At 63.8% G+C, this 20,372-nt stretch carries 17 protein-coding genes; 8 read left to right on the forward strand and 9 right to left on the reverse strand.

Annotated features, from left to right (window positions below):
- From EN932_RS01160 to EN932_RS01170, 3 genes are all read right to left on the reverse strand, one after another.
- Positions 1-831 (reverse strand): FAD-dependent oxidoreductase (locus EN932_RS01160; RefSeq protein WP_128368682.1); only part of this gene is annotated, 831 nt, incomplete at its 3' end.
- Positions 832-913: 82 nt separating this feature from the next.
- On the reverse strand, positions 914-3,325 hold the full coding sequence (locus EN932_RS01165; RefSeq protein WP_127384629.1) for an FAD-dependent oxidoreductase: 2,412 nt from the start codon (positions 3,323-3,325) through the stop codon (positions 914-916).
- Between the two features lie 207 nt (positions 3,326-3,532).
- Positions 3,533-4,192 carry a TetR/AcrR family transcriptional regulator gene (locus tag EN932_RS01170; protein WP_024501867.1) on the reverse strand — a complete coding sequence of 220 codons (660 nt, stop codon included), beginning with the start codon at positions 4,190-4,192 and terminating at the stop codon, positions 3,533-3,535.
- A 269-nt stretch (positions 4,193-4,461) separates the two neighbouring features.
- Between EN932_RS01170 and EN932_RS01175 the strand changes: the two genes are divergently transcribed.
- The 3 genes from EN932_RS01175 (at position 4,462) to EN932_RS01185 (ending at position 7,759) form a co-directional block, all read left to right on the forward strand.
- Positions 4,462-5,901 carry an aldehyde dehydrogenase family protein gene (locus EN932_RS01175; RefSeq protein WP_127384628.1) on the forward strand — a complete coding sequence of 480 codons (1,440 nt, stop codon included), beginning with the start codon at positions 4,462-4,464 and terminating at the stop codon, positions 5,899-5,901.
- 91 nt (positions 5,902-5,992) lie between these two features.
- The gene (locus EN932_RS01180; protein WP_063170443.1) at positions 5,993-6,568 is read left to right on the forward strand and encodes a DUF1349 domain-containing protein; all 576 of its coding nucleotides are present in this window, start codon (positions 5,993-5,995) and stop codon (positions 6,566-6,568) included.
- Between the two features lie 216 nt (positions 6,569-6,784).
- Entirely contained in the window at positions 6,785-7,759 is a 975-nt protein-coding gene (locus EN932_RS01185; RefSeq protein ID WP_127369124.1) for a hypothetical protein, read from the forward strand.
- A 185-nt stretch (positions 7,760-7,944) separates the two neighbouring features.
- On the opposite strand, the gene EN932_RS01195 is transcribed toward EN932_RS01185, so the two are convergent.
- The 4 genes from EN932_RS01195 to EN932_RS01210 all read right to left on the reverse strand — a co-directional run bounded on the left by EN932_RS01195 (position 7,945) and on the right by EN932_RS01210 (position 12,658).
- Entirely contained in the window at positions 7,945-9,477 is a 1,533-nt protein-coding gene (locus tag EN932_RS01195) for a mercuric reductase (protein ID WP_128368683.1), read from the reverse strand.
- The gene (locus tag EN932_RS01200) at positions 9,467-10,816 is read right to left on the reverse strand and encodes a glucoamylase family protein (protein ID WP_013528141.1); all 1,350 of its coding nucleotides are present in this window, start codon (positions 10,814-10,816) and stop codon (positions 9,467-9,469) included. Before EN932_RS01200 ends, EN932_RS01195 begins: the two co-directional genes overlap by 11 nt.
- Positions 10,817-10,959: 143 nt before the next feature.
- Positions 10,960-11,712: an SDR family NAD(P)-dependent oxidoreductase gene (locus tag EN932_RS01205; protein WP_127369121.1), complete on the reverse strand. Its 753-nt coding sequence runs from the start codon at positions 11,710-11,712 to the stop codon at positions 10,960-10,962.
- A gap of 136 nt (positions 11,713-11,848) precedes the next feature.
- Positions 11,849-12,658, reverse strand: coding sequence for an IclR family transcriptional regulator (locus tag EN932_RS01210; RefSeq protein WP_127384633.1), 810 nt, complete (start codon positions 12,656-12,658; stop codon positions 11,849-11,851).
- Positions 12,659-12,844: 186 nt separating this feature from the next.
- Between EN932_RS01210 and EN932_RS01215 the strand changes: the two genes are divergently transcribed.
- Genes EN932_RS01215 through EN932_RS01235 form a run of 5 tightly spaced genes read left to right on the forward strand, consistent with a single transcriptional unit; the run spans position 12,845 to position 18,115 of the window.
- Positions 12,845-13,858 (forward strand): ABC transporter permease, encoded by a 1,014-nt coding sequence (locus EN932_RS01215; protein WP_027164248.1) that lies wholly within the window; start codon positions 12,845-12,847, stop codon positions 13,856-13,858.
- On the forward strand, positions 13,855-14,700 hold the full coding sequence (locus tag EN932_RS01220; RefSeq protein ID WP_024501859.1) for an ABC transporter permease: 846 nt from the start codon (positions 13,855-13,857) through the stop codon (positions 14,698-14,700). Before EN932_RS01215 ends, EN932_RS01220 begins: the two co-directional genes overlap by 4 nt.
- Positions 14,701-14,703: 3 nt before the next feature.
- Positions 14,704-15,780 carry an ABC transporter ATP-binding protein gene (locus EN932_RS01225; protein ID WP_127384627.1) on the forward strand — a complete coding sequence of 359 codons (1,077 nt, stop codon included), beginning with the start codon at positions 14,704-14,706 and terminating at the stop codon, positions 15,778-15,780.
- Positions 15,777-16,808, forward strand: a complete 1,032-nt coding sequence (locus EN932_RS01230) for a dipeptide ABC transporter ATP-binding protein (RefSeq protein ID WP_013528135.1) — start codon at positions 15,777-15,779, stop codon at positions 16,806-16,808. Before EN932_RS01225 ends, EN932_RS01230 begins: the two co-directional genes overlap by 4 nt.
- Positions 16,809-16,843: 35 nt before the next feature.
- Positions 16,844-18,115: a CaiB/BaiF CoA-transferase family protein gene (locus EN932_RS01235; RefSeq protein ID WP_032809937.1), complete on the forward strand. Its 1,272-nt coding sequence runs from the start codon at positions 16,844-16,846 to the stop codon at positions 18,113-18,115.
- A gap of 162 nt (positions 18,116-18,277) precedes the next feature.
- On the opposite strand, the gene EN932_RS01240 is transcribed toward EN932_RS01235, so the two are convergent.
- Together EN932_RS01240 and otnK are read right to left on the reverse strand one after the other, a co-directional pair.
- Positions 18,278-18,916, reverse strand: coding sequence for a class II aldolase/adducin family protein (locus tag EN932_RS01240; protein ID WP_027164251.1), 639 nt, complete (start codon positions 18,914-18,916; stop codon positions 18,278-18,280).
- Entirely contained in the window at positions 18,916-20,268 is a 1,353-nt protein-coding gene (gene otnK / locus EN932_RS01245; RefSeq protein ID WP_127367908.1) for a 3-oxo-tetronate kinase, read from the reverse strand. The genes EN932_RS01240 and otnK overlap by 1 nt, the downstream gene beginning before the upstream one ends.
- Between the last annotated feature and the right edge of the window lie 104 nt (positions 20,269-20,372).

Consider the following 20,372-nt stretch of genomic DNA (forward strand, 5'->3'; position numbering starts at 1 on the left):
CAGCACCACCGTGTCGAGGATCGGCTTGACCGGTTCGGACACGCAGGCCTGCAGCGCATAGGAATTGATCGGCAGGCGGAAGCCGGCCTTGGCCGCCAGCACCGAAGAATGCCCGGCCACCGCCATGCCGATACGCTCGGCACGGATCGCGCCACGCGAGGTCTGGACGCCACGGCAGCGGCCGCCCTCGATGATGAAATCGGTGATCTCGCAGTTCTGGATGATGTCGACGCCGAGTCGGCTTGCGGCCCGCGCATAGCCCCAGGCGACCGCATCATGGCGTGCCGTTCCGGCCCTGCCTTGCCAGATACCGCCGAACACCGGGAAGCGTGCGTCCGGTGAAAAATTGTAGATCGGCGCCACCCGGCGCACATCGTCAGGCGAAAACAGCTCCGCATCGATGCCGTTGATCTGCATGGCGTTGACGGTGCGGGCGCCGATCTCCATCTCGCCGGTCGAGTGGCAGAGATTGACCATGCCGCGTTGCGACAGCATGACGTTGTAGTTGAGCTCTTTCGACAATCCCTCATAGAGCCGGTGCGCCAGCCCGTAGAGCTCGATGCTCTCCGGATAATAGTAGTTGGAGCGCACCACGGTGGTGTTGCGGCCGGTGTTGCCGCCGCCGATCCAGCCTTTTTCCAGCACCGCTACGCTGGTGATGTTGTGGTTCTTGGCCAGGTAATAGGCCGTTGCCAGCCCATGGCCGCCGCCACCGATGACGATCGCATCATAGGACAGTTTCGGCTCGGGCGAGCGCCACGCCGGTTGCCAGCCGGTTTGGCCGGCCAGGCCCTCCTTGAACAGCGAAAAGGCGGAATAGCGTGTGGTCATGACGTGCCGGACAGGCCTGATTTTCGGAAAGAAACGTGGATCATCGCATGGTCTTCCGCACTGACGTCACCGGTTCGATCGGTCATGCCCGCATCGCCTTGCCCAGTGGATCGTATGGCGACGAGGCGATGACGCGCGCACCTCTTTCGACGCCGACGATGTGGGTTGTCAACTGCGTATCGATATCAGCCACCTCGCGCTCGACCAGCGCCATGGCGAGGCTCTTGCCGACCGTATGGCCGTAGCCGCCCGAGGTGACGAAGCCAGCAAGCTTGCCTCTATACCAGACCGGCTCGTAACCGCTGGCATCGGCGTCCACCGCGTCGATTTCGAGCGTCACCAGCGTGCGCCTCGATGAAGCCTTCGGCTCCTTCCGGGCCGCCTCGCGGCCGATGAAATCGCCCTTGTCGAAAGCGATCCAGCGGTCCATCCCGGTCTCATCGGGCGTATAGTCCTGCGTGAACTCGCGCGACCAGATACCAAAGCTCTTTTCGAGCCGCAGCGAATTGACCGCGCCGAAGCCGTATTCGGTGACGCCCAGATCGCTGCCTGCGGCAAGCAGCGCGCGGCGCAGGCCTGCGTGCTCATTGGCCTGGCAATGGATCTCGTAGCCGAGTTCGCCGATGACCGAGAGCCGCCCGACTTTGGCCCGCACCAGCCCGACATCCAATGTCTTGCAGGCTAGAAAGCCAAAGGCCTCGTGCGAAACGTCCTGATGTGTGAGGCGCTCAAGCAGCATTCGCGCATTGGGACCAGCCAGCGAGAAACCGACGACCGCGTCTGAAATGTCGCGGACGGTGACGCCGTCGCTCATATGCTGCTCGAACCAGCGCATATGCCACTGCCGCAGATAGTAGGATCCCATGATCCACCAGGAGCCATCGCCCCAGTTGAAGACGGTGAGGTCGCCCTTGAGCTTGCCGTTTTCGCCGAGCATAGCCGCGAGCTTGGCGCGACCCGGATTGGGCAGCGCACAGGCAAGCAGCCGGTCGAGCCAAGCTTCCGCCTGCGGCCCGGCGATTTCGTAGCGTGAGAAGGCAGTGATATCGAGCAGACCGACGCCCTCGCGCACCTTGCGGCACTCCTGTGCGACGATGTCGAAGGCGTTGGAGCGCTTCAGCGTCGGTGTCTCGACGAAGCCATGCGGCGCGAAATAGAGCGGCACTTCCATGCCCCATGAATTGCCCCAGCGCGCGCCGGCGGCATCCATCGCGTCATGCGCGCCGGCTGTCTTCAAGGGCCGCCCCGCCGGCAACTGCACGTTGGGATAGCTCATGACAAAGCGGCGCGAATAGAACTGCCCGGTGGTCTGCCTGATGTATTCGCGGTTGGAGGCGAAATCGCCATAGCGGGCGATGTCCATGCCGTAGACATCGGCTTCCGGCTCGCCATGGATCATCCATTCGGCAAGCGACTTGCCGACCCCGCCGCCTTGCAGGAAACCGGCCATGACGCCGCACGCCACCCAGTAGTTGGGAACCCCGCGCACCGGGCCGACCAGCGGATTGCCGTCCGGCGAGAAGGTGAAGGCGCCGTTCACCCAGCGCTTGATGCCGGCATTCTCCAGGCAGGGGTATCGGCTGAAGCCGAGGGCCAACTCGTCGGCGATGCGGTCGGTGTCTTCCTGGATCAGTTCAATGCCGTAATCCCACGGCGCCCCATCCATGTTCCAGTGCTTGTGGTTGATCTCGTAGATGCCGAGCAGCAGGCCTTTCTGTTCCTGGCGCATGTAGGTGAAGCCTTCGAGATCGACGATCAGCGGCAATTCCTTGTCCAGCGCCTGGATTTCGGGCAGCGCCTCGGTGACGAGATAATGGTGCTCCATCGGCGACACCGGCAGGTCGATGCCGGCCATCCGGCCGACCTGCTTGGCCCACAGCCCGCCGGCATTGACGACGTGTTCGGCAATCACCGTGCCCTTCTCGGTGACTACGTCCCAGCCGCCGTCCGCGCGGCGGTTGAGTGCCAGCACGCGGTTGTGCTCGATGATATCGGCGCCGCGCAGCCTGGCTGCCTTGGCATAGGCGTGCACGACGCCCGAGGGATCGATATGGCCTTCGCGCGCGGCATAGAGTCCACCCAGCATGCCGTCGGTGTTGAGGATCGGGCAGCGCTGCTTGATCTCATCGACTCCGACCAGGTGGACATCGTCGATGCCCATGGTCTGGAAGATGCGGTAGGAAGCCTTGAGCCATTCCCAGCGCTCCGGCGCCGAGGCGACCGAAATACCGCCGGTCATGTGCATGCCGATGCTCTGGCCCGATTCCTTCTCGACCTCGGAGAGCAGGTCGATCGTGTAGGCCTGCAGGGCGGCGATGTTGGGATCGGCGTTCAGCGCATGGAACCCGCCGGCCGCATGCCAACTCGACCCTGCGGTCAGCACCTCGCGTTCGATCAGCGCGACGTCGCTCCAGCCGAACTTCGCCAGGTGATAGAGCACCGAGGCTCCAACCACGCCGCCGCCGATGACGATCGCCCGATATTGGGATTTCATCCTGTCGCACTCCACCCAGCCAGTGTGGAGTACCCTATCGGTATTGTACATATGTGTCTAGAGGTTGGCGGGCAGCGGAATGAGCGCCCGTGACGCCGCTCTGCGCCGATACGGCAGAGGGCTCCTCTGCTGCTGTCGGCAGCAACCGTGCTTGCTATTGGGCCGATGCGCGAAGCGAAATCGTCAGGCCGCGGCGGCCGGGCCGTACTATCGGTTGCGCGAAAGCGTCTTCTCGACATAGCGCGAGAAGTCCTCGACATCCTCCGCCGGAGGCTCCTGGCCGGTGAAGCTGCGCAGATAACCGGCGACGTGAGGCAGGCGGCTGCTCATCGGCTCGTTGAGCTCAAGCGAGTAATAGCCGATCTGCATGAAATACAGCACGCGGGCCCGCACGAAGGCATCCTCCTCGTCGTAGCCGTGACGCATGAACATGTCGCGTATGGCGTTGACACGCTCCTCGTCGGCCTCGTCTAAGGCGCGCCTGATGGCGGGCGAGCGACGGGCCCAGGCCCTGATCGCGAAATCCAGCTGGGGGTCGAACAGCCTTTCGTCCACCCAGCATTCGAAAATGCTCATCACCCCGCGTATGACGGTGGCGGAAGGCCGCCTGGCGCGTTCCACGATGAATTTGGTATTCGTCTGCCGCCAGTAATCCAGCAACTGGTCGAGCAGATCCTGCCGGCTCTTGAAATACCAGTAGAAGCTGGAGCGCGACACATCGAGCTTCTGGCCAAGCGTCAGCACGCGGACGCGTTCGACTCCGTCAGAGATCAACGTTTCAAGCGCAAGCTTCAGCCAGTCTTCGCGAGTGGCCTTGATGTTGCCGGTGGCGCCGGCGCGCTGAATCGTCGTTTCGAGAGCTGCCATCGACACGACGCATGACATGCTGCCTCAGGCAAATCAAGGCTATGGACATAAGTGTACAGAATGAATCGGCCCAAGCCGATTGATGCACGATGGAGGTTGGCTGCATCGAGGCTCGATGGGGAATCGTCGTCGCCCGCCATCCGCGCGGCGCAGGCACGGGGATTTTTGTCGCGGCCGGCGGTTCACTGTTTGCTTTCCCGCGAGGCAATTGTCTGGCAAATACCAGTTCAGACAGATGCCCGCGCGGCCAACAAGCAGGAACACACGATATGACGCTGTTTCGAAAGAACCTCATCGATGGCGAGTGGGTCGGCGATGCCGGTTCGCGCAACATCAACCCCTCGGATACCGGCGACATCGTCGGCGATTATGCATCGGCGGGTGTCGAACAGGCCCAGCAGGCGATCGCTGCGGCCAAGGCAGCGTTCCCGGCTTGGTCCCGCTCCGGTCCGCTGGCGCGTCACGCGGTGTTGAAAAAGGCCTCCGACGAGATTCTGGCGCGCAAGGACGAGATCGGCCGCAATCTGGCGCGAGAGGAAGGCAAGACGCTGGCCGAAGGCATCGGCGAGACAATTCGCGCCGCCCAGATATTCGACTTCTTTGCCGGCGAAACGTTGCGTTTGACCGGAGAGGTCGTGCCGAGCGTGCGGCCGGGCGTCGGCGTCGAGATGACGCGCGAGGCGGTCGGCGTGGTCGGCATCATAACGCCGTGGAATTTTCCGATCGCTATTCCGGCCTGGAAGATCGCCCCGGCGCTGACACACGGCAACACCGTCGTCTTCAAGCCTGCGGAGCTAGTTCCCGAGAGCGCCTGGACCATCGTCGACATCCTGCATCGCGCCGGCCTGCCGAAGGGCGTGCTCAATCTCGTCATGGGCAAGGGCTCGGTCGTCGGTCAGGCGATGCTCGACAGTCCCGATGTCAACGCCATCAGCTTCACCGGCTCGGTCGGCACCGGCAAGCGCGTCGCTGCGGCAAGCATCGAACACATGCGCAAGTTCCAGCTTGAAATGGGCGGCAAGAACCCGCTGGTCGTGCTCGACGATGCCGACCTCGCGATCGCCGTCGATTGCGCGCTCAACGGTGCCTTCTTCTCGACCGGCCAGCGCTGCACCGCCTCGTCCAGGCTGATTGTGGCTGACGGCATTCACGACCGCTTCGTCGACGCCCTCAAGGATCGCATGAGCAAACTGGTCATCGGCGATGCGCTCGACGCGCAGACCCAGATCGGTCCTGTCGTCGACGCGACGCAGCTGAAGCAGGACGAGGACTATATCGCCATCGGTGTCAGGGAAGGTGCCACGCTCGCCTTCGGTGGCGAGCGGCTCGACCGCAAGACGCCGGGCTTCTACCTGCAGCCGGCGTTGCTGACCGAGGCGACCAACGCCATGCGCAGTTCGCGCGAGGAGATTTTCGGGCCTGTCGCCAGCGTCATTCGCGTCAAGGACTATGACGAGGCGCTTTCCGTCGCCAACGACACGCCCTTCGGCTTGACCTCCGGCATCTGCACCTCGAGCCTCAAGCATGCCACGCACTTCAAGCGCAATTCGGAGGCCGGCATGGTGATGGTCAACCTGCCGACGGCGGGTGTCGATTTCCATGTTCCCTTCGGCGGCCGCAAGGGTTCGAGCTATGGGCCGCGCGAGCAGGGCCACTATGCGGCGGAGTTCTACACCACGGTAAAGACGGCCTATACATTCGCGGGCTGATCAGCCGTCGACCGATCAGCCGGGCTGATCGGTCACTGCCGGCCACGCCGGCAACCCCGCCATGCACATCTGGATTGGAGCGGCGCGAAGGATGACAGTGCAGGACCTGACCTGGCTTAACCCGCCGCCGCACCATTCTATCGACGGCGACAGCGTTCGTGTGCGCACCGGCAAGGAGACCGATTTCTGGCGCGAGACCTTCTACGGTTTCTGGCGCGACAATGGCCACTTCCTGCACCGGCCCGTCGAAGGCGATTTCACCGCCGAGGTCACCGTCAAAGGCGACTACGAGGTGCTTTATGATCAGGCGGGGCTGATGGTGCGGCTCAGCGAAACCCATTGGATCAAGGCCGGTATCGAGTACACCGACGGCCTTGCCTATTTCTCCGTCGTGGTCACCAACGACACGTCAGACTGGTCGCTGGTCGCCATTCATGCCGGTCCGGGCGGCGTCAGGATCCGGCTGACCCGTCACGCCGAAACGATCCGTGTCCAGTATCTCGATGCTTCCGACGGCCACTGGAAGCCTGTGCGGCTTGCCTACTTTCCGATCTCCAGGACGGTCGATGTCGGCATGATGTGCTGTTCGCCGCAACGCGAGGGCTTCGAGGTCACATTCTCCGGCTTTTCGGTGGGGCCGCCGATATCGCGGGAATTGCACGATTGAGACGTGCGGCCTGCGCCGACCGCAAGCCCTTCGACCTTTGTCATAATCAAGTCTGTAGATCGCCGCCTGCCTCGCCGGCGGCTGCGCCTGTCGTAAGTTGGGTTCTCCGGAGCCGGAATGGGTATTGCGGGGAAACTTTTGGCCTATGTTCCGCTCAAGGCGAATATGTCGGGCAGCACGTTGCAACGGTATTGGCATCCGCGCTAGGAGTTGCCCATGGGCAGGTTGCGAAGGGCAGTCAAAAGAGCCGTCTATTCCAGGGCGCTGAGATTTCTTGGCGTTCCGCCCGTGCTGTGGTCGCAGGGGATCGGACATTTCTGCGATTTCGCCGGGCCGCGCTGGTATCGCAACGCGTCAACCGCATCGACACAGAGCGAGGCATTTTTCCGCCAGCATTACAGCGGCGCACATGGCATCGTCTGGCTGCGTCTGAGCACCTTGTCCAGGGATGCGCAAACCTGTGATCTCGACACGTTCGTCAGGATCGTGTTGCCGACGATCACGGCACCGTTCACGCTGCTGACGACCGATGGCGATGCTTCGGTGCCGTCGGATCTGGCGAAGGACACCGTCGACCAGCTTCTCGCCAACCCCTTCCTGGTCTCCTGGTACAGCCAGAATTGTGACGGCACTCACCCCAGGGTCAAGCCTTTCCCGATCGGGCTCGATCTTCACACGCCTCGGTCCTTCGCCACGCCGGAAGGGCTTGTGAAGCAACTGGAAATCATACGCGCCCGGCAGGATCATGTGGACCGCCGCCCGCCCAGACTGTTCTCTGATTTCAGCATCAGCAATGGCTCGAGACAGCGCCGGGAACTGCTTGATGCCCTGCGCGGATGTCCGCATGTCGATTTCCTGGCGAAACGCGTCTCGCAGCGCTCGATCTGGCAACTGTACTCGCAATACCCGCTTGTGCTGTCCACCGAAGGCAACGGCCTGGACTGCCATAGGACATGGGAGCTGTTCTATCTCGGCTGCATCGTCGTCACCAAGACCTCGCCGCTCGACCCGCTCTATCAGGGTCTGCCGGTCATTATCGTCGACGACTGGCATGAGGTCAGGGACCCCGATGCGCCAAGGCGCTGGATAGAGCAGGCTAAGCATCTGACCGAGCGCGACCATGTTTGGGGACGCTTGCATCCGCAAACCTATCTCGAGCCCATTCGGCAAGAACTTCTGCACGCACTCTGACAGGGCAGCCACGAAATTGGAGTTGCGGTCGGCAGGGCCCGCAGGATCCGCGGAAATATAGAGCCGGCTAACCTCTGGATGGCGTCGACGTTTGGCGGATATCCGAGATGGTCGACGAGGCTTTCGTCAAGCGCCGCATCGTCGCCGAATGTCCGATGCACCAGCTGCGGCAGGCTGCCGGAATGTCACCATCGCCTGGACCACGCCAACCAGCGGCCAGCCAGATGCTTCCATGATGAGGTGAGCCTTGTCCGCCGATAGGCGTCGCCGGCCATCTTTATGCCTAGCGCCTGCGTCGGGAAGGGATGGATGACGTCGGCCAGCGCACGCAATCCCATGCCCGATTTGATGGCCAGCGACACCGCATTGATCATCTCACCGGCATGGCTGGCGACGACCGTGGCGCCCAGGATGCGGTCGGACCCTTCCCTGACGTGGATTTTGACGAAACCCTCCTCCTCGCCGTCCATGACCGCCCGGGCGACATCGTGCATCAGCACCGTATAAGTCTTGACCGGGATGCCGTTCTGGCGCGCCTCCGCCGGATAGAGGCCGACATGGGCGATCTCCGGATCGGTGTAGGTGCACCACGGAATGACCAGCTCGCTCAGTTTCCTACGTCCGAGAAACAGGGCATTGCGCACGACCATGCGAGCTGTGGCCTCGGCGGTGTGGGTGAATTTGTAGGCGAGGCAGATATCGCCCGCCGCATAGATGTGCGGATTTGTGGTGCGGAGATAATCGTCCACCTTGATACCGTCGGCATCGTATGCCACCCCGGCGTTTTCCAGGTCGAGGCCGTCGACATTGGGCGATCGGCCGATGCCGGTGATGATCTCGTCGACGGAAATCGTTGTCGTGATGTCGTCGCACACCAGGTCGGCGAGCTTCTTGCCGCCTTCCGTTCGCACCGCTACCACCTCGGTGTTGAGGCGAACCTCGACACCTTCGCGCGCCAGCGCGTCCGAAAGGATCTGGGCGGCGTCGCGTTCCTCGCCGGGCAGGAACATCGGTTCCCGTTGCGCCAGGATGACGTTGGCACCGAGCAGGCAGAAGGCCTGCGCCGCCTCGCAGCCGAGCGGTCCGCCGCCAATGACCAGAAGCCGCTTCGGGCACTCCGTGAGCTCGAACATGGTCTCGTTGCTGAGATAGCCGGCCTCGGCAAGGCCTGGAATCGTCGGCAGCCTCGGGCGCGCGCCTGTCGCGATCAGCGCCTTCCTGAAACGCAAGGTTTGTCCGGCGACCGTGACAGCGTCCGGTCCGGAAAACAGCGCTTCGCCGAAATAAAGGTCGATGCCTTCGGAAACCAGCCTATCGGCGGCATCCGCGCGGCTGATCCGCTGCCGGATCTGCCGCATCCGCGTCATGGCGCGCGGAAAGTCGACGTGAAGACGGTCCGGCATGTCGCCGCCGAAATTCTCGGCATCGCGCATGTCGGCATAAAGCCTTGCGGTGCGGATGATCGACTTGGACGGGATGCAACCGACATTGACGCAAGTTCCGCCGATCAGATTGCGCTCGATGAGCGCGACCTTTGCGCCGAGGCCGGCCGCTTCGTAGGCGGCAGTCAGCCCAGCCGGCCCGGCACCGATGACGACGAGGTTGTAGGGACCGTCCGGCTGCGGGTTCTTCCAGTGCGGCGGATGGGCGCTCGCGATCAGACTGATGTCGTTGCTGTCGACGGGGAAGGCGGTGGTCCTGGTCCGGTCACGCGACATTGCCGCCACCTGACGCCGGGCTTGCCGGCTGAGACAGCCAGCCGCCATTGAATCCGGCCTTGTGCAGACCGCGACGGATATGCTGATTGGATCGCATCAGCTTCCAGATCAGCCCTGACCGATGGTTCTCGATCATCATCACCACGATACCCTGATCCAGCCCATAGTGGCCTTCCGACACCCAGCCGTGCCTCCCGAATTTACGCCGGTTCGCCAATGTCGGATTGAAGCCGCTCGGCAGCCGGAAATTGTCGATCACCTCGGGGTAGCGATCACCGAGATGGCGCAGCGCCGCCAGGCAGATCTCCGGCGCGAAAGGCAGTGATGCCGGATAGGACCAAGGGGCGATCGTCCCGTCATCGGGCCCGAACGGAGCGCCGCGCGCGGCATAGCCGGAAAACCGCCGGCGCTGTCGCTCCACGCTGGTGCGGAAGCCGCCCGGCCCGTCGCCCGCCGAAAGTCCCCAAAGGTTCTCTTCATAGCCGTCATAGCCGTAAGGGTTGTGGCGCGCATAGTCGCGATGCAGATAGGTCGAGCGGCGGCTGTTTTCGAAATAGTCCGAGTTCTTCTCGCGCATGAAGGCGTCGCGGATGCCGGCGAAATCGATCCAGGCATGCGAGAACTGGTGCATGAACAATGGGCCGCCATACAGCACGTCGTAGCCGTAGATGTTTTCCCACTGATAGGTCGCCGTCCAGCCCTCGTAGCTGTTATCCGAGGTTGGACTGTCAGGCGAGGCCATCGACAGCACGTAGAGGATCGTCGCTTCGTTGTAGCCCTCCCAGCCATAGTGCAGAAAGCCGCTCTTTGGCTTCCAGCCTTGCCGCAGGGTCGGGCTTGAACCTTGTGCCCACCGCCAGTCGACGCGCCGGTAGAGCGCCTCGGCCAGTTGGCGGATTTCGGCTTCCTCGTCATCGTCACCGGAGAAATAAGCGCTCGCCACCAGCATGCCTGATATCAGCAACGCCGTATCCACCATCGACAGTTCGCAGCGCCAGACGCGCAGGCCGGTCCGCATATCGAGGAAATGGTAGTAAAAACCCTTATGGCCGGTGACGTCGTCGCTATTGCCTTGCCGGCTGGTCGAGAAGAAACGCAGCGCGGCCAGCGTCAGCTTCGCGGCGGCATCGCGCGTCATCCAACCGCGCTCGACGCCGATCGGATAGCTGGACAGCGCGAAGCCGACGACAGCGATGCTGGCCGGCGAATTTGGCCGCGATGTGTCGGCGACCAGTCCGTTTTCGGGGTTCACGTTATCGAGGAAGTAATCGAAGGCGGCGCGCTGATAGCGGTCCAGAAGCTCATCGTCGGACAGTGCGGCAGATTCGGCTCTAAGCAAAAGTAGCAAACTCCCGCCTGACGGCTGCATTCCGTGTCATGGTTCCCGCTACCTTGTCGCGACTTGTCGATTCGAGGCGTCCAACTATACGCCCGCATGCTCCATCCGTTGCACCGTCACGTGGAATTGAGATTCGTTCTGCCTCAGTAGGTGGCGCGGCCGCCGGAAACGTCGAACACGGCGGCCGTCGTGAACGAACACTCTTCCGAGGCGATCCAGCAGATCAGCGCCGCCACCTCGTCGACCTCGCCAAAGCGCGCCATCGGTATCTTGGACAGCATGAAGTCGATGTGCTCCTGGCTCATCTGCTTGAAGATCGCGGTGCGCACGGCCGCCGGCGTGACGCAATTGACCGTCACCCCGGTCTTGGCCAGTTCCTTGCCGAGCGACTTGGTCAGGCCGATTACCGCGGCCTTGGACGTGCTGTAGGCGGAGGCGTTGGGATTGCCTTCCTTGCCGGCGATCGAGGCGATGTTGACGATGCGGCCATAGTTGCGCTCGAGCATGTGCGGCACGAGCGCCTTGTTGCAGTAGAAGACGCCGTTGATGTTGATGTCGATGACCTTCTGCCAATCTTCCGCCGAATAGTTCCAGGTCGTCATGTTCGGCCCGGTGATCGCCGCGCTGGTGACCAGGATATCGACACCGCCAAGCGCTTCGAGCGTTGACCGGGCAGCGCGCTCCACGCCTGCGGCATCGGCAACGTCGATAGCGATGCCGTGAAGACTGGGGATGACGGCCTTGGCCTGTTCGATCTGGGCGGGATCGCGATCCCAGACCGAAACCCGTCCGCCTTCTTCGACAATCCTCTGCGCCACCGCCAGACCAATGCCCGATGCGCCACCGGTGATGACCGCCACCCGGTCGCTGAACCGTCCTGCAAAACTCATCGGCATCCGATCTCCCCCCGTCACCCGAACCCGATGGACTGACAACGCGAGCGCCATGCCATCGGCGGCGACTGTGCTGCCACCACCAGGCAAGTTCAAGCCGGCATGCAGCCCGATCGTCTGGGCCAATCCCGTGCCGGGATTACACGGGAATTCCCTCGAGCTGGTCGCCCAGTGCTTTCACCATCGCCACCAGCGCCGGTCCGATCTCGGCATGCGCGCGGTCCTCGGTGATGATCTCGCCGATGCCGCCGCAGGTGATGGCAACCAGCGGCGAGCCGTCACGCGGGCGGAACGGCACGCCGACTGCATGGATGTAGCTGTGCCAGGCGCCGAACGACGTCACATAGCCCTGGTGTGCATATTGGGCGATCGCATCGTCGATCGCCGCCGCGATCATCGCTGCCTTGTCCGGCTCCGCCTCCTGCAAAGCCCGTACAAGTCTGACGCGCTCCTCGGGTGAAAGGGCCGCCGCATAGGCCAGCCCCATCGATGTCTTCCAGATCGGCAGATAGGAGCCCGGGTTGAGCCGCAGCGTGACAAGGCTCTCCGACCGGCAATTGGCGAGATACACCATGTTGAGGCTGTCGCGCGTGCCGAGCGCCACCGCCGCCCCCGTCAAATCGGCCAGCGGCTGCATCAGCGGCCGGGCGACGTGCACGACGGCGCTTGAACTGAGCGCCGAATAGCCGAGCGCCACGGTAGCCGACCCCAGGCTGTAGCGGCCGAGATCCTTGTCGTACAGGAGGTAGCCGAGCGCGCTCAGCGTATAGGTGATGCGCGACACCGTGGCTTTGGGCAGGCCGGTGCGGGCAATGATGTCCTGGTTGCCGAGCGAGGCGTCGCCCGGCCGGAAGGCGCGCAGGATGCCGAGCCCGCGGACCAGCGACGACGAAAGCTGTGCGCCTTCGCCTTCAAGCTCCGTCTCGTCCCTGGTGGCTCGCTTGCGCACGCTGAGGTCTTTCTGGCGTCGTCGTCCGCCTGTCGGGCCGGTGACGTCGGCACTGTCGATCAAAAATGAAATTAAATTCCATTTATATTGACAGCGGCTTTCGCGGGCTGTCAATATGTTTCCGTCGATGGCATGTCCCAGCGCCTTGTGCCATCTTACGAAGCCCCTCCTTGTGAAGGTAGCCACGTGTCTCGCTATATTTTGCGCCGGCTTATCGCAATGCCGTTTCTGGTGCTCGGCATCGTCACCATCGCCTTCCTGATCACCACGGTGACCAAGGGGGATCCGCTGACCGCGATTGTCGCCGAACAGCAGATGAGCAACCCCGAGGTGGTGGCCGCCGCCAAGACGCGTTGGGGTCTCGATCGTCCTTTGCCGGAACGCTATATGATATATCTTGGTAATCTGCTGAGCGGCGATCTTGGCACCTCGTTCATCACCAAGCGCAATGTCGGCACCGACATTCTCTACCGCTTGCCGGCAACGCTCGAACTGGTTTTCGCCGCGATGATCTTCGGCACCACGCTCGGCATCGTGCTTGGTGTGCTGGCCGCCTATTTCCGCAACAGCCTGATCGACCATGGCGCGCGGCTGTTCGCCTTGTTCGGCTCTTCGCTGCCGGTGTTCTGGTCGGGGCTCGGCCTGTTGTTCATCTTCTCCGTCATGCTGAACTGGCTGCCGGGGCCGGGCAGGGTCGATGCCCGCTTGGCATTGCCGCCCGGCATCACCGGCTTCCTGACCATCGATTCGCTTCTGGCTGGCGACTGGACCGTCTTCAAGGACGCGCTCTGGCACCTGCTTCTGCCGGCCTTCGTCCTCGGCTGGACGGTTTCGGGCACCATATCGCGGCTGGTGCGCGCCAACATGCTTGATGTGATGAGCCGCGAGTTCGTGCTCACCGCGCGCGCCAAGGGGGCGAGCGAGTTCCGCGTCGTCATCGTCCATGCGCTGCGCAACACCATGGTGCCGACCCTGACCGTCATCGGCTATTCCTTCGCCTATCTGATCACCGGCGCGGTGCTGACCGAAACCATCTTCTCCTGGCCGGGCATGGGATCCTATGCCGTGGAGGCAGCGCGTGCGCTCGACTTCCCGGCGATCATCGGCGTCACCATCGTCGGCGGCCTTGCCTTCCTGGTCACCAACCTTATCACCGACATACTCTATGTCGTGGCCAATCCGCGCGTGAGGTTGAGCTGATGGCGGTCGTCGTCACCAAGTCCCGCTCCTCGACGGTTCCCGAATGGCTGACCGCGCCATTGGTCATCGGCACGGTCGTCATCCTGTTCTGGCTGTTCATGACGGTATTCGCCAACCTGGTTGTGCAGTTCGATCCGCTCGAAATGGTCGCACGCCGGCTTCAGGCGCCAAGCTGGGCGCATTGGCTGGGTACCGACGCACTCGGCCGCGATGTGCTGGCCCGCACTCTGCACGGGGCCGCGCATTCGCTGCCGATCGCGGTTCTGGTCGTCGTCTCTGCAGTGATCATAGGCTCGCTGCTCGGCGCCATTTCCGGCTTCGTCGGCGGATTGACCGGCGCGGCGATCATGCGGCTTGTCGACGTCACTCTGTCCTTTCCGCCGATGCTGCTGGCCATGGCCGTCGCGGCGTCGCTCGGACCAGGCCTCGGCAATGCCGCCATAGCCATGGTGCTCGTCTGGTGGCCCGTCTACGCCCGGCTGATGCGGGCGCAGGTATTGGAGGTGAAGGAGCGCGAGCATGTCGAGGCGGCAATCGCCGCCGGCGCCAGGCCGCGGCGCGTGCTGTTCACGCACATATTGCCGCTTTGCTGGACCCCGGTGCTGATCAGCGCAACCATGGATCTCGGCCAGGTCGTGCTGCTTGCCGCGTCGCTCAGCTTCATCGGCCTCGGCGCCACGCCGCCGACACCCGAATGGGGCTCGATGATCTCCGATGGCGCCGTTCATTTCTATCAATGGTGGATCGCCTTCGGTCCCGGCGTCGCCATCCTCACCATCGTGCTCGGCTTTAACTTCATAGGCGACGGCTTGCGCGACATTCTCGATCCAAGGTCGGACTAGGCGATGAGCGCACAGATTTCCTCAGCGCCACCGGGCGCAGTCGACAAGGTGGGCGAGCGCGAGCCGCTGCTGTCCATACGCGGTCTGCGGGTCGGGTTCCGCAAGGCCGGCAGTCAGTTCGAAGCGGTTCGCGGGATCGACCTCGACGTCGCCAAGGGCGAAGTGGTCGGCATTGTCGGTGAGTCCGGCTCGGGCAAGTCCGTCGGCATGCTCGCCGCGCTCGGCCTCACGTCAAAGAACGCGGTGGTCACCGGCTCGGTCCGCTTCAACGGCGACGAACTGGTCGGCAAACCGGCGCGCGAGATGCGCAAGATCAGGGGCGCGCGCATCGCCATGATTTTTCAGGACCCGCTGTCCTCGCTCAATCCGGTGATGACCGTCGGCGCCCAGATTGCCGAGGCGGTCAGGCTGCATCAGCGCGTGACACGCAAACAGGCGATGGCGCGCGCGGTCGAATTGCTCCATCTGGTGGCGATCCCGCAGCCGGAGCGCCGGGTCAACCAGTATCCGCATGAATTCTCCGGCGGCATGCGCCAACGCGCGGTTATCGCCATGGCCGTCGCCAACGATCCTGACCTGTTGATTGCCGACGAACCGACCACGGCGCTCGATGTCACGGTGCAGGCACAGATCCTGGCCGTGCTGCGCTCGCTGCAGGAACGGCTCGGCCTCGGCCTGGTGCTGATCACCCATGATCTCGGCGTCGTCGCCGGCCATGCCGACCGCGTCGCGGTCGTCTATTCCGGCCGTGTCGTCGAACAGGCAGGCGTATCCGAGCTGTTCGCCGATCCGCGCCATCCTTACACGCGTGGCCTGATCGCCTCGATCCCCAACCTCGAGGAAAGCCGCGAGCGGCTGTTCTCGATCGACGGTTCGCCGCCCGCACTTGGGCGCTTGCCGGGCGGCTGCGCCTTCCATCCGCGCTGCATTTATGCCGCGGCACGCTGCCGGACCGAGGACCCGCCTTTGCACGATGTCGGCGGCCGGTTCTCGGCCTGTCATTTCGCGACGACCTTGCCGCCCTTCCACAGTGCTGTGCTGGCGGCGGCGAGCCTGGACAGTGGAGACGTGGCCCCATGAGCGCAGCGGAGCAACTCCAGGCGGAAACCAAACCGGCGGCTGCGCTTTCTGTTCGCCATCTCGTCAAGGACTTTCCGGTTCGCGGCGGCCTCGTCTTCGACCGTGCCGTTGCCCATGTCCGTGCGGTCGCCGATGTCTCGTTCGACGTAGCACCAGGCGAAACGCTGGGTCTGGTCGGTGAATCCGGTTGCGGCAAGTCGACCCTCGGGCGCTGCCTGATGCGGCTGATCGAGCCGACCAGCGGCGAAAGCTGGTTCCGTGGCCAGAACCTGCTCGCGCTCAATCACGAAGACATGCGCCTGATGCGGCGCTACATCCAGCTCGTCTTCCAGGATCCCTACGGGTCGCTGCATCCGCGCATGCGCATTGCCGACAACATCGCCGAGCCGCTGCGCATGAGCGACATGTCGGCGACCGACCGCCGCGCGCGCGTCGCCGAATTGCTCGAACTGGTGCGGCTCAATCCCGAGCATGGCAAGCGCTATCCGCACGAACTGTCCGGCGGCCAGCGCCAGCGCGTCGTCATTGCCCGCGCGCTGGCACTCAATCCGCAAGTGGTGATCCTCGACGAGCCGGTTTCGGCCCTCGACGTTTCGGTGCAGGCCGGCGTGCTCAATTTGCTCAAGGACATCCAGCAATCCTTCGGCACCTCCTATCTGTTCATCGCGCATGATCTGTCCGTCGTGCGCCACATCTCGCATCAGGTCGCGGTGATGTATCTCGGCAAGATCGTCGAGATCGCGCCGGCGGCCGAACTCTATTCGAGGGCGCTGCATCCCTACACCCAGGCGCTGCTGTCGGCGGTGCCGCTCGCCAATCCCGAGAAGGAGCGCAAGCGCGAGCGCATCGTGCTGAGCGGCGATGTGCCGAGCCCGCTCAACCCGCCATCCGGCTGCCGCTTCCGCACGCGCTGCTTCAAGGCGCAGGCGATCTGCGCTGCCGTCGAACCGCCGCTCGATCCGGCCGGTGGTTCGCATCGCGTCGCCTGCCATTTCCCGGAGCCGGTCAACACTTTCAGGGCTGTCTGAGTGGCCTGTCGAATTCACCCGAGGGAATTTTGATCGTGACTGAGGACCATTCCGCGAATGCCGGTACGGCAGAACCCGCGCGCTTGCCGCTCGAAGGCATCAAGGTTCTCGACCTCTCGCGTGTGCTGGCGGGTCCCTGGGCAACGATGAGCCTTGCCGATCTCGGCGCCGAGATCTGGAAGATCGAGAACATCGACGGCGGCGACGACACCAGGGCGTGGTCGGTGCCGAGCTACAAGGGTGTCTCGACCTACTATCTCTGCGCCAATCGCGGCAAGCAGAGCATCGCGCTCGACATGAAAAGCCCGCAGGGGCTGGCGATCGTGCGCGAGCTGGCGGCGAAGGCCGACATCGTCGTCGAGAATTTCCGCTCAGGTACCGCCGATAGGCTCGGCGTCGGGTTCAAGGAGCTGAGCGCGTCAAACCCGCGCCTGATCTACTGTTCGATCTCCGGCTACGGCCAGACCGGACCCGATGCCGGACGGCCCGGCTATGATTTCGTCATGCAGGCCGAAAGCGGCCTGATGGCCATCACCGGCGAGAGCAATGGCGAGCCGATGCGCGTCGGCGTCGCCATCACCGACATCGTCTGCGGCATGGTCGCCACTCAGTCCATCCTGGCAGCGCTTTTCGAGCGCGCGACAACTGGCAAGGGCCAATTCCTAGACCTGTCACTGATCGACTGTGCGCTCAGCCTGCTGATCAATGTCGGCAGCGGTTACCTTAACACCGGCCAAGAGGTCGCCCGCTACGGCAATGCCCATCCGACGGTCGTTCCCTATCAGATATTCGAAGCCTCCGATGGCAGCTTTGCGCTGGCGGTCGGCAATGACCGCCAGTTCGCGGCGCTGTGCGAGAAGGTCGTTGATCTGCCACATCTGGCTGGGGATGCGCGCTTCATCAAAGCAGGGGCGCGCGCCACCAACCGTGAGGCGCTGATCCCGCAACTAGCCGCCGTCTTCAAGACCAAGCCACGTGACCACTGGATGGCCACCTGTGCCGCCGCCAGCGTGCCGGCCGGCACGGTAAAATCGATACCGGAAGTCTTCGACAGTTCCAATGTGCGCGAGCGTGGCCTCGTCCAGACCTTGCCGCATCCGCATCTCGGCTCCGTCGCCATGGTGCGCCCGGCGCAGGGACTTGCCGCGCAGCTGACCGCGGACTTCACCGCGCCGCCGATGCTGGGCCAAGACACAGCTGCCGTGCTGGCCGACGTGCTCGGCTATAGCGCCGAGATCATCGACCAGCTGATCGGCACCGGCGCCGTCGGCGTCTATACGCCGGCCGCCGAACCGATCCCCGCCTGATCTTCATGGAGCCTGACGGGCCTTCGTCTCGCATTGCAGGTCGACTGAATGGTTCTTCAAGAGGGCGAAGAGCCGTTCCTTGTTTTGGCGCAATCCCCTGGGGAAAGCGCTATGCGCTTTTCCCGGGAAACCGCTTCACCTTTTCTGGAATTGCTCGGCCGGCTACTTCTGCTGGCCGTAATTCTTGTAGCGCCCGCGAATGGCGGGGATCTCGCTGCCCTCGATGAGCACCGGCGTGCCGGCGCTGCGCGCCAAAAGGTACTGCCGCGCCAGGGTTTCCAGCTTGATGGTGCGGATGAGGGCCGTGTCGAGATCGCCGCCGAAGGCGATCATGCCATGATTGGCGAGCAGGCAAGCCGTGCGGTCCTTGAGCGCGACGACGGCAACCTTGGCCAGTTCGCTTGACGCGAAAAGCGCATAGTCCGAGCAGCGCACATCATCGCCGCCGAAGCCCGCCACCATGTAGTGGAACAGCGGCAGCGGTTCACGCAGGCACGACAGCGCCACGCAATGGTCGGGATGGGCATGCACGACGGCGCCGGCCTCGGGAAACGCCTTGTAGATCTCGGCGTGCATCTCCCATTCGCTCGACGGCCGGAACGCACCGTCCCAGGATCCATCGAGCTGCATCGCCACCATCTGCTCCGGCCGCAAGGCGCTTGTGGCTATTCCCGTCGGCGTGATCAGCATGCCGCCTGTCGTGCGCACGCTGATGTTTCCGGTGGTGCCGACATTCATCCCGCTGGCGTCCAGCGTCTGCGTCGCGGTGATCAGGCTCGTGCGTTCGATTTCGAGTTCCATCACGATGCTCTCCTTGCCGGTGGCCATGTGTCGATCGCCGGCGCAATAGTGCTCGGCCGTGTCATGTCTTGCAGAACGTCGGTGAAGATATCGGGGCCGCCGAGCTTTCCCGATTTCAGCATCAGCGCCAGCGGATCGGAGGGCCGGCCGGGGAGGTGAGCGATGGCGCGCGACAGTCCGGGGCCCTCATAGGCGCCCATGGCGATCCGGTCGATGCCGAGCGCCTTCACCACCGAACCGGCGGTCTCGCCGCCGGCGACGACGAGCCGGCGGACGCCGAGTTCGCGCACCAGAATCTGGGCAATCCCGGCCAGGATCTCTTCCGCCCTTGCCGCCACCATATCGCGGCCATGCGCCTGCTGCAGCGCTTCGACGGTCGCTTGCGGCGCTGTCGTAGCAATGGCGATCATCGCGCCGGGCAAATGCCGTTGGGCGAAGGTACGCGCTTCGGCCATGACATCGGCGCCGGCAAAGGCGCTGGCAAGGTCAATCGTCAGCAGTGGATTGTTTTCCTCGAAACGCTCGAGCTGTTCGATGGTGCGGTCAGCGACGCTGCCGGCCAGCACCGCTGCCGGCCCTTCGACGGCCGGCAGGCTGGCGGCAACGAGATCGCCTGTATCCAGCAGCCCATGCGTGAGCCAGGCCGGTGGCAGATGCGCGGCGACTGAGGAATTACCGGTCATCAGCGGCAGGTCGAAGGTGGCTTCCGCGATCGCCGCCAGATCGCGCTCGCGGATGGTGTCGGTGACCAGCAGCGTCTCGCCACGCGCGCTGTGTGCTCGTATAGCGCTTCGGATGGCTCCAGCGCCGGCATCGACGACGAGATAGGGCACCAGCCCGACCTTGCCCCTGCTCTGCGCCTGCAGCACGCGAACCAGATTGGAATCGGTCATCGGCGTCAGCGGATCGAAGCGCTTGGGCGACTCAGCAAGCAGCTGGGGACCGCCGAACATATGCCCCTGATAGACGGTGCGCCCAGTCTCACACAGCGCAGGGGCGAACAGTGTGACGCCGCCGCCAAGGCGCTCGAGCAGCGCTTCGGCGCAAGGACCGATATTGCCCGCGGGCGTCGAATCGAAGGTGGCGCAATATTTGAAGAAGATCTGCCGCGCGCCAGCTTCGACCAGCCGGTCCGCGGCCTCCAGCACCTGGCGCACCGCATCGCTGGCTGCGATGACGCGGGTCTTCAGCAGGATCACATGGGCAAGATTGCCTGATGGGATCGGCGCGTCCAGCCCGACCGTGCATCCCGTCGGAATGCCGCGCGCGACCAGCATCGACGCCAGCTCGGTGCCGCCGGTCAGATCGTCGGCAATGGCGCCGAACAGCAAGGAAGGCATCGACGCGGTCATGCGGCCCGTCTCATGTCTGCCGGTTTCGGGGCGGCTTGTCTCATGTCGGTGGTCAGGCCATTCGTGGTATCATATACACAAGCCACGCGACGCAGGCGACGCCT

Source organism: Mesorhizobium sp. M7A.F.Ca.US.002.01.1.1, from assembly GCF_004022955.1.
GTDB classification, from domain to species: domain Bacteria; phylum Pseudomonadota; class Alphaproteobacteria; order Rhizobiales; family Rhizobiaceae; genus Mesorhizobium; species Mesorhizobium ciceri.

Coding starts and splice junctions, on each gene's coding strand:
- EN932_RS01165 (WP_127384629.1), bottom strand. CDS start 3,325: ATGAAATCCCAATATCGGGCGATCGTCATCGGCGGCGGCGTGGTTGGA.
- EN932_RS01170 (WP_024501867.1), bottom strand. CDS start 4,192: ATGGCAGCTCTCGAAACGACGATTCAGCGCGCCGGCGCCACCGGCAAC.
- EN932_RS01175 (WP_127384628.1), top strand. CDS start 4,462: ATGACGCTGTTTCGAAAGAACCTCATCGATGGCGAGTGGGTCGGCGAT.
- EN932_RS01180 (WP_063170443.1), top strand. CDS start 5,993: ATGACAGTGCAGGACCTGACCTGGCTTAACCCGCCGCCGCACCATTCT.
- EN932_RS01185 (WP_127369124.1), top strand. CDS start 6,785: ATGGGCAGGTTGCGAAGGGCAGTCAAAAGAGCCGTCTATTCCAGGGCG.
- EN932_RS01195 (WP_128368683.1), bottom strand. CDS start 9,477: ATGTCGCGTGACCGGACCAGGACCACCGCCTTCCCCGTCGACAGCAAC.
- EN932_RS01205 (WP_127369121.1), bottom strand. CDS start 11,712: ATGCCGATGAGTTTTGCAGGACGGTTCAGCGACCGGGTGGCGGTCATC.
- EN932_RS01225 (WP_127384627.1), top strand. CDS start 14,704: ATGAGCGCACAGATTTCCTCAGCGCCACCGGGCGCAGTCGACAAGGTG.
- EN932_RS01230 (WP_013528135.1), top strand. CDS start 15,777: ATGAGCGCAGCGGAGCAACTCCAGGCGGAAACCAAACCGGCGGCTGCG.
- EN932_RS01240 (WP_027164251.1), bottom strand. CDS start 18,916: ATGGAACTCGAAATCGAACGCACGAGCCTGATCACCGCGACGCAGACG.
- otnK (WP_127367908.1), bottom strand. CDS start 20,268: ATGACCGCGTCGATGCCTTCCTTGCTGTTCGGCGCCATTGCCGACGAT.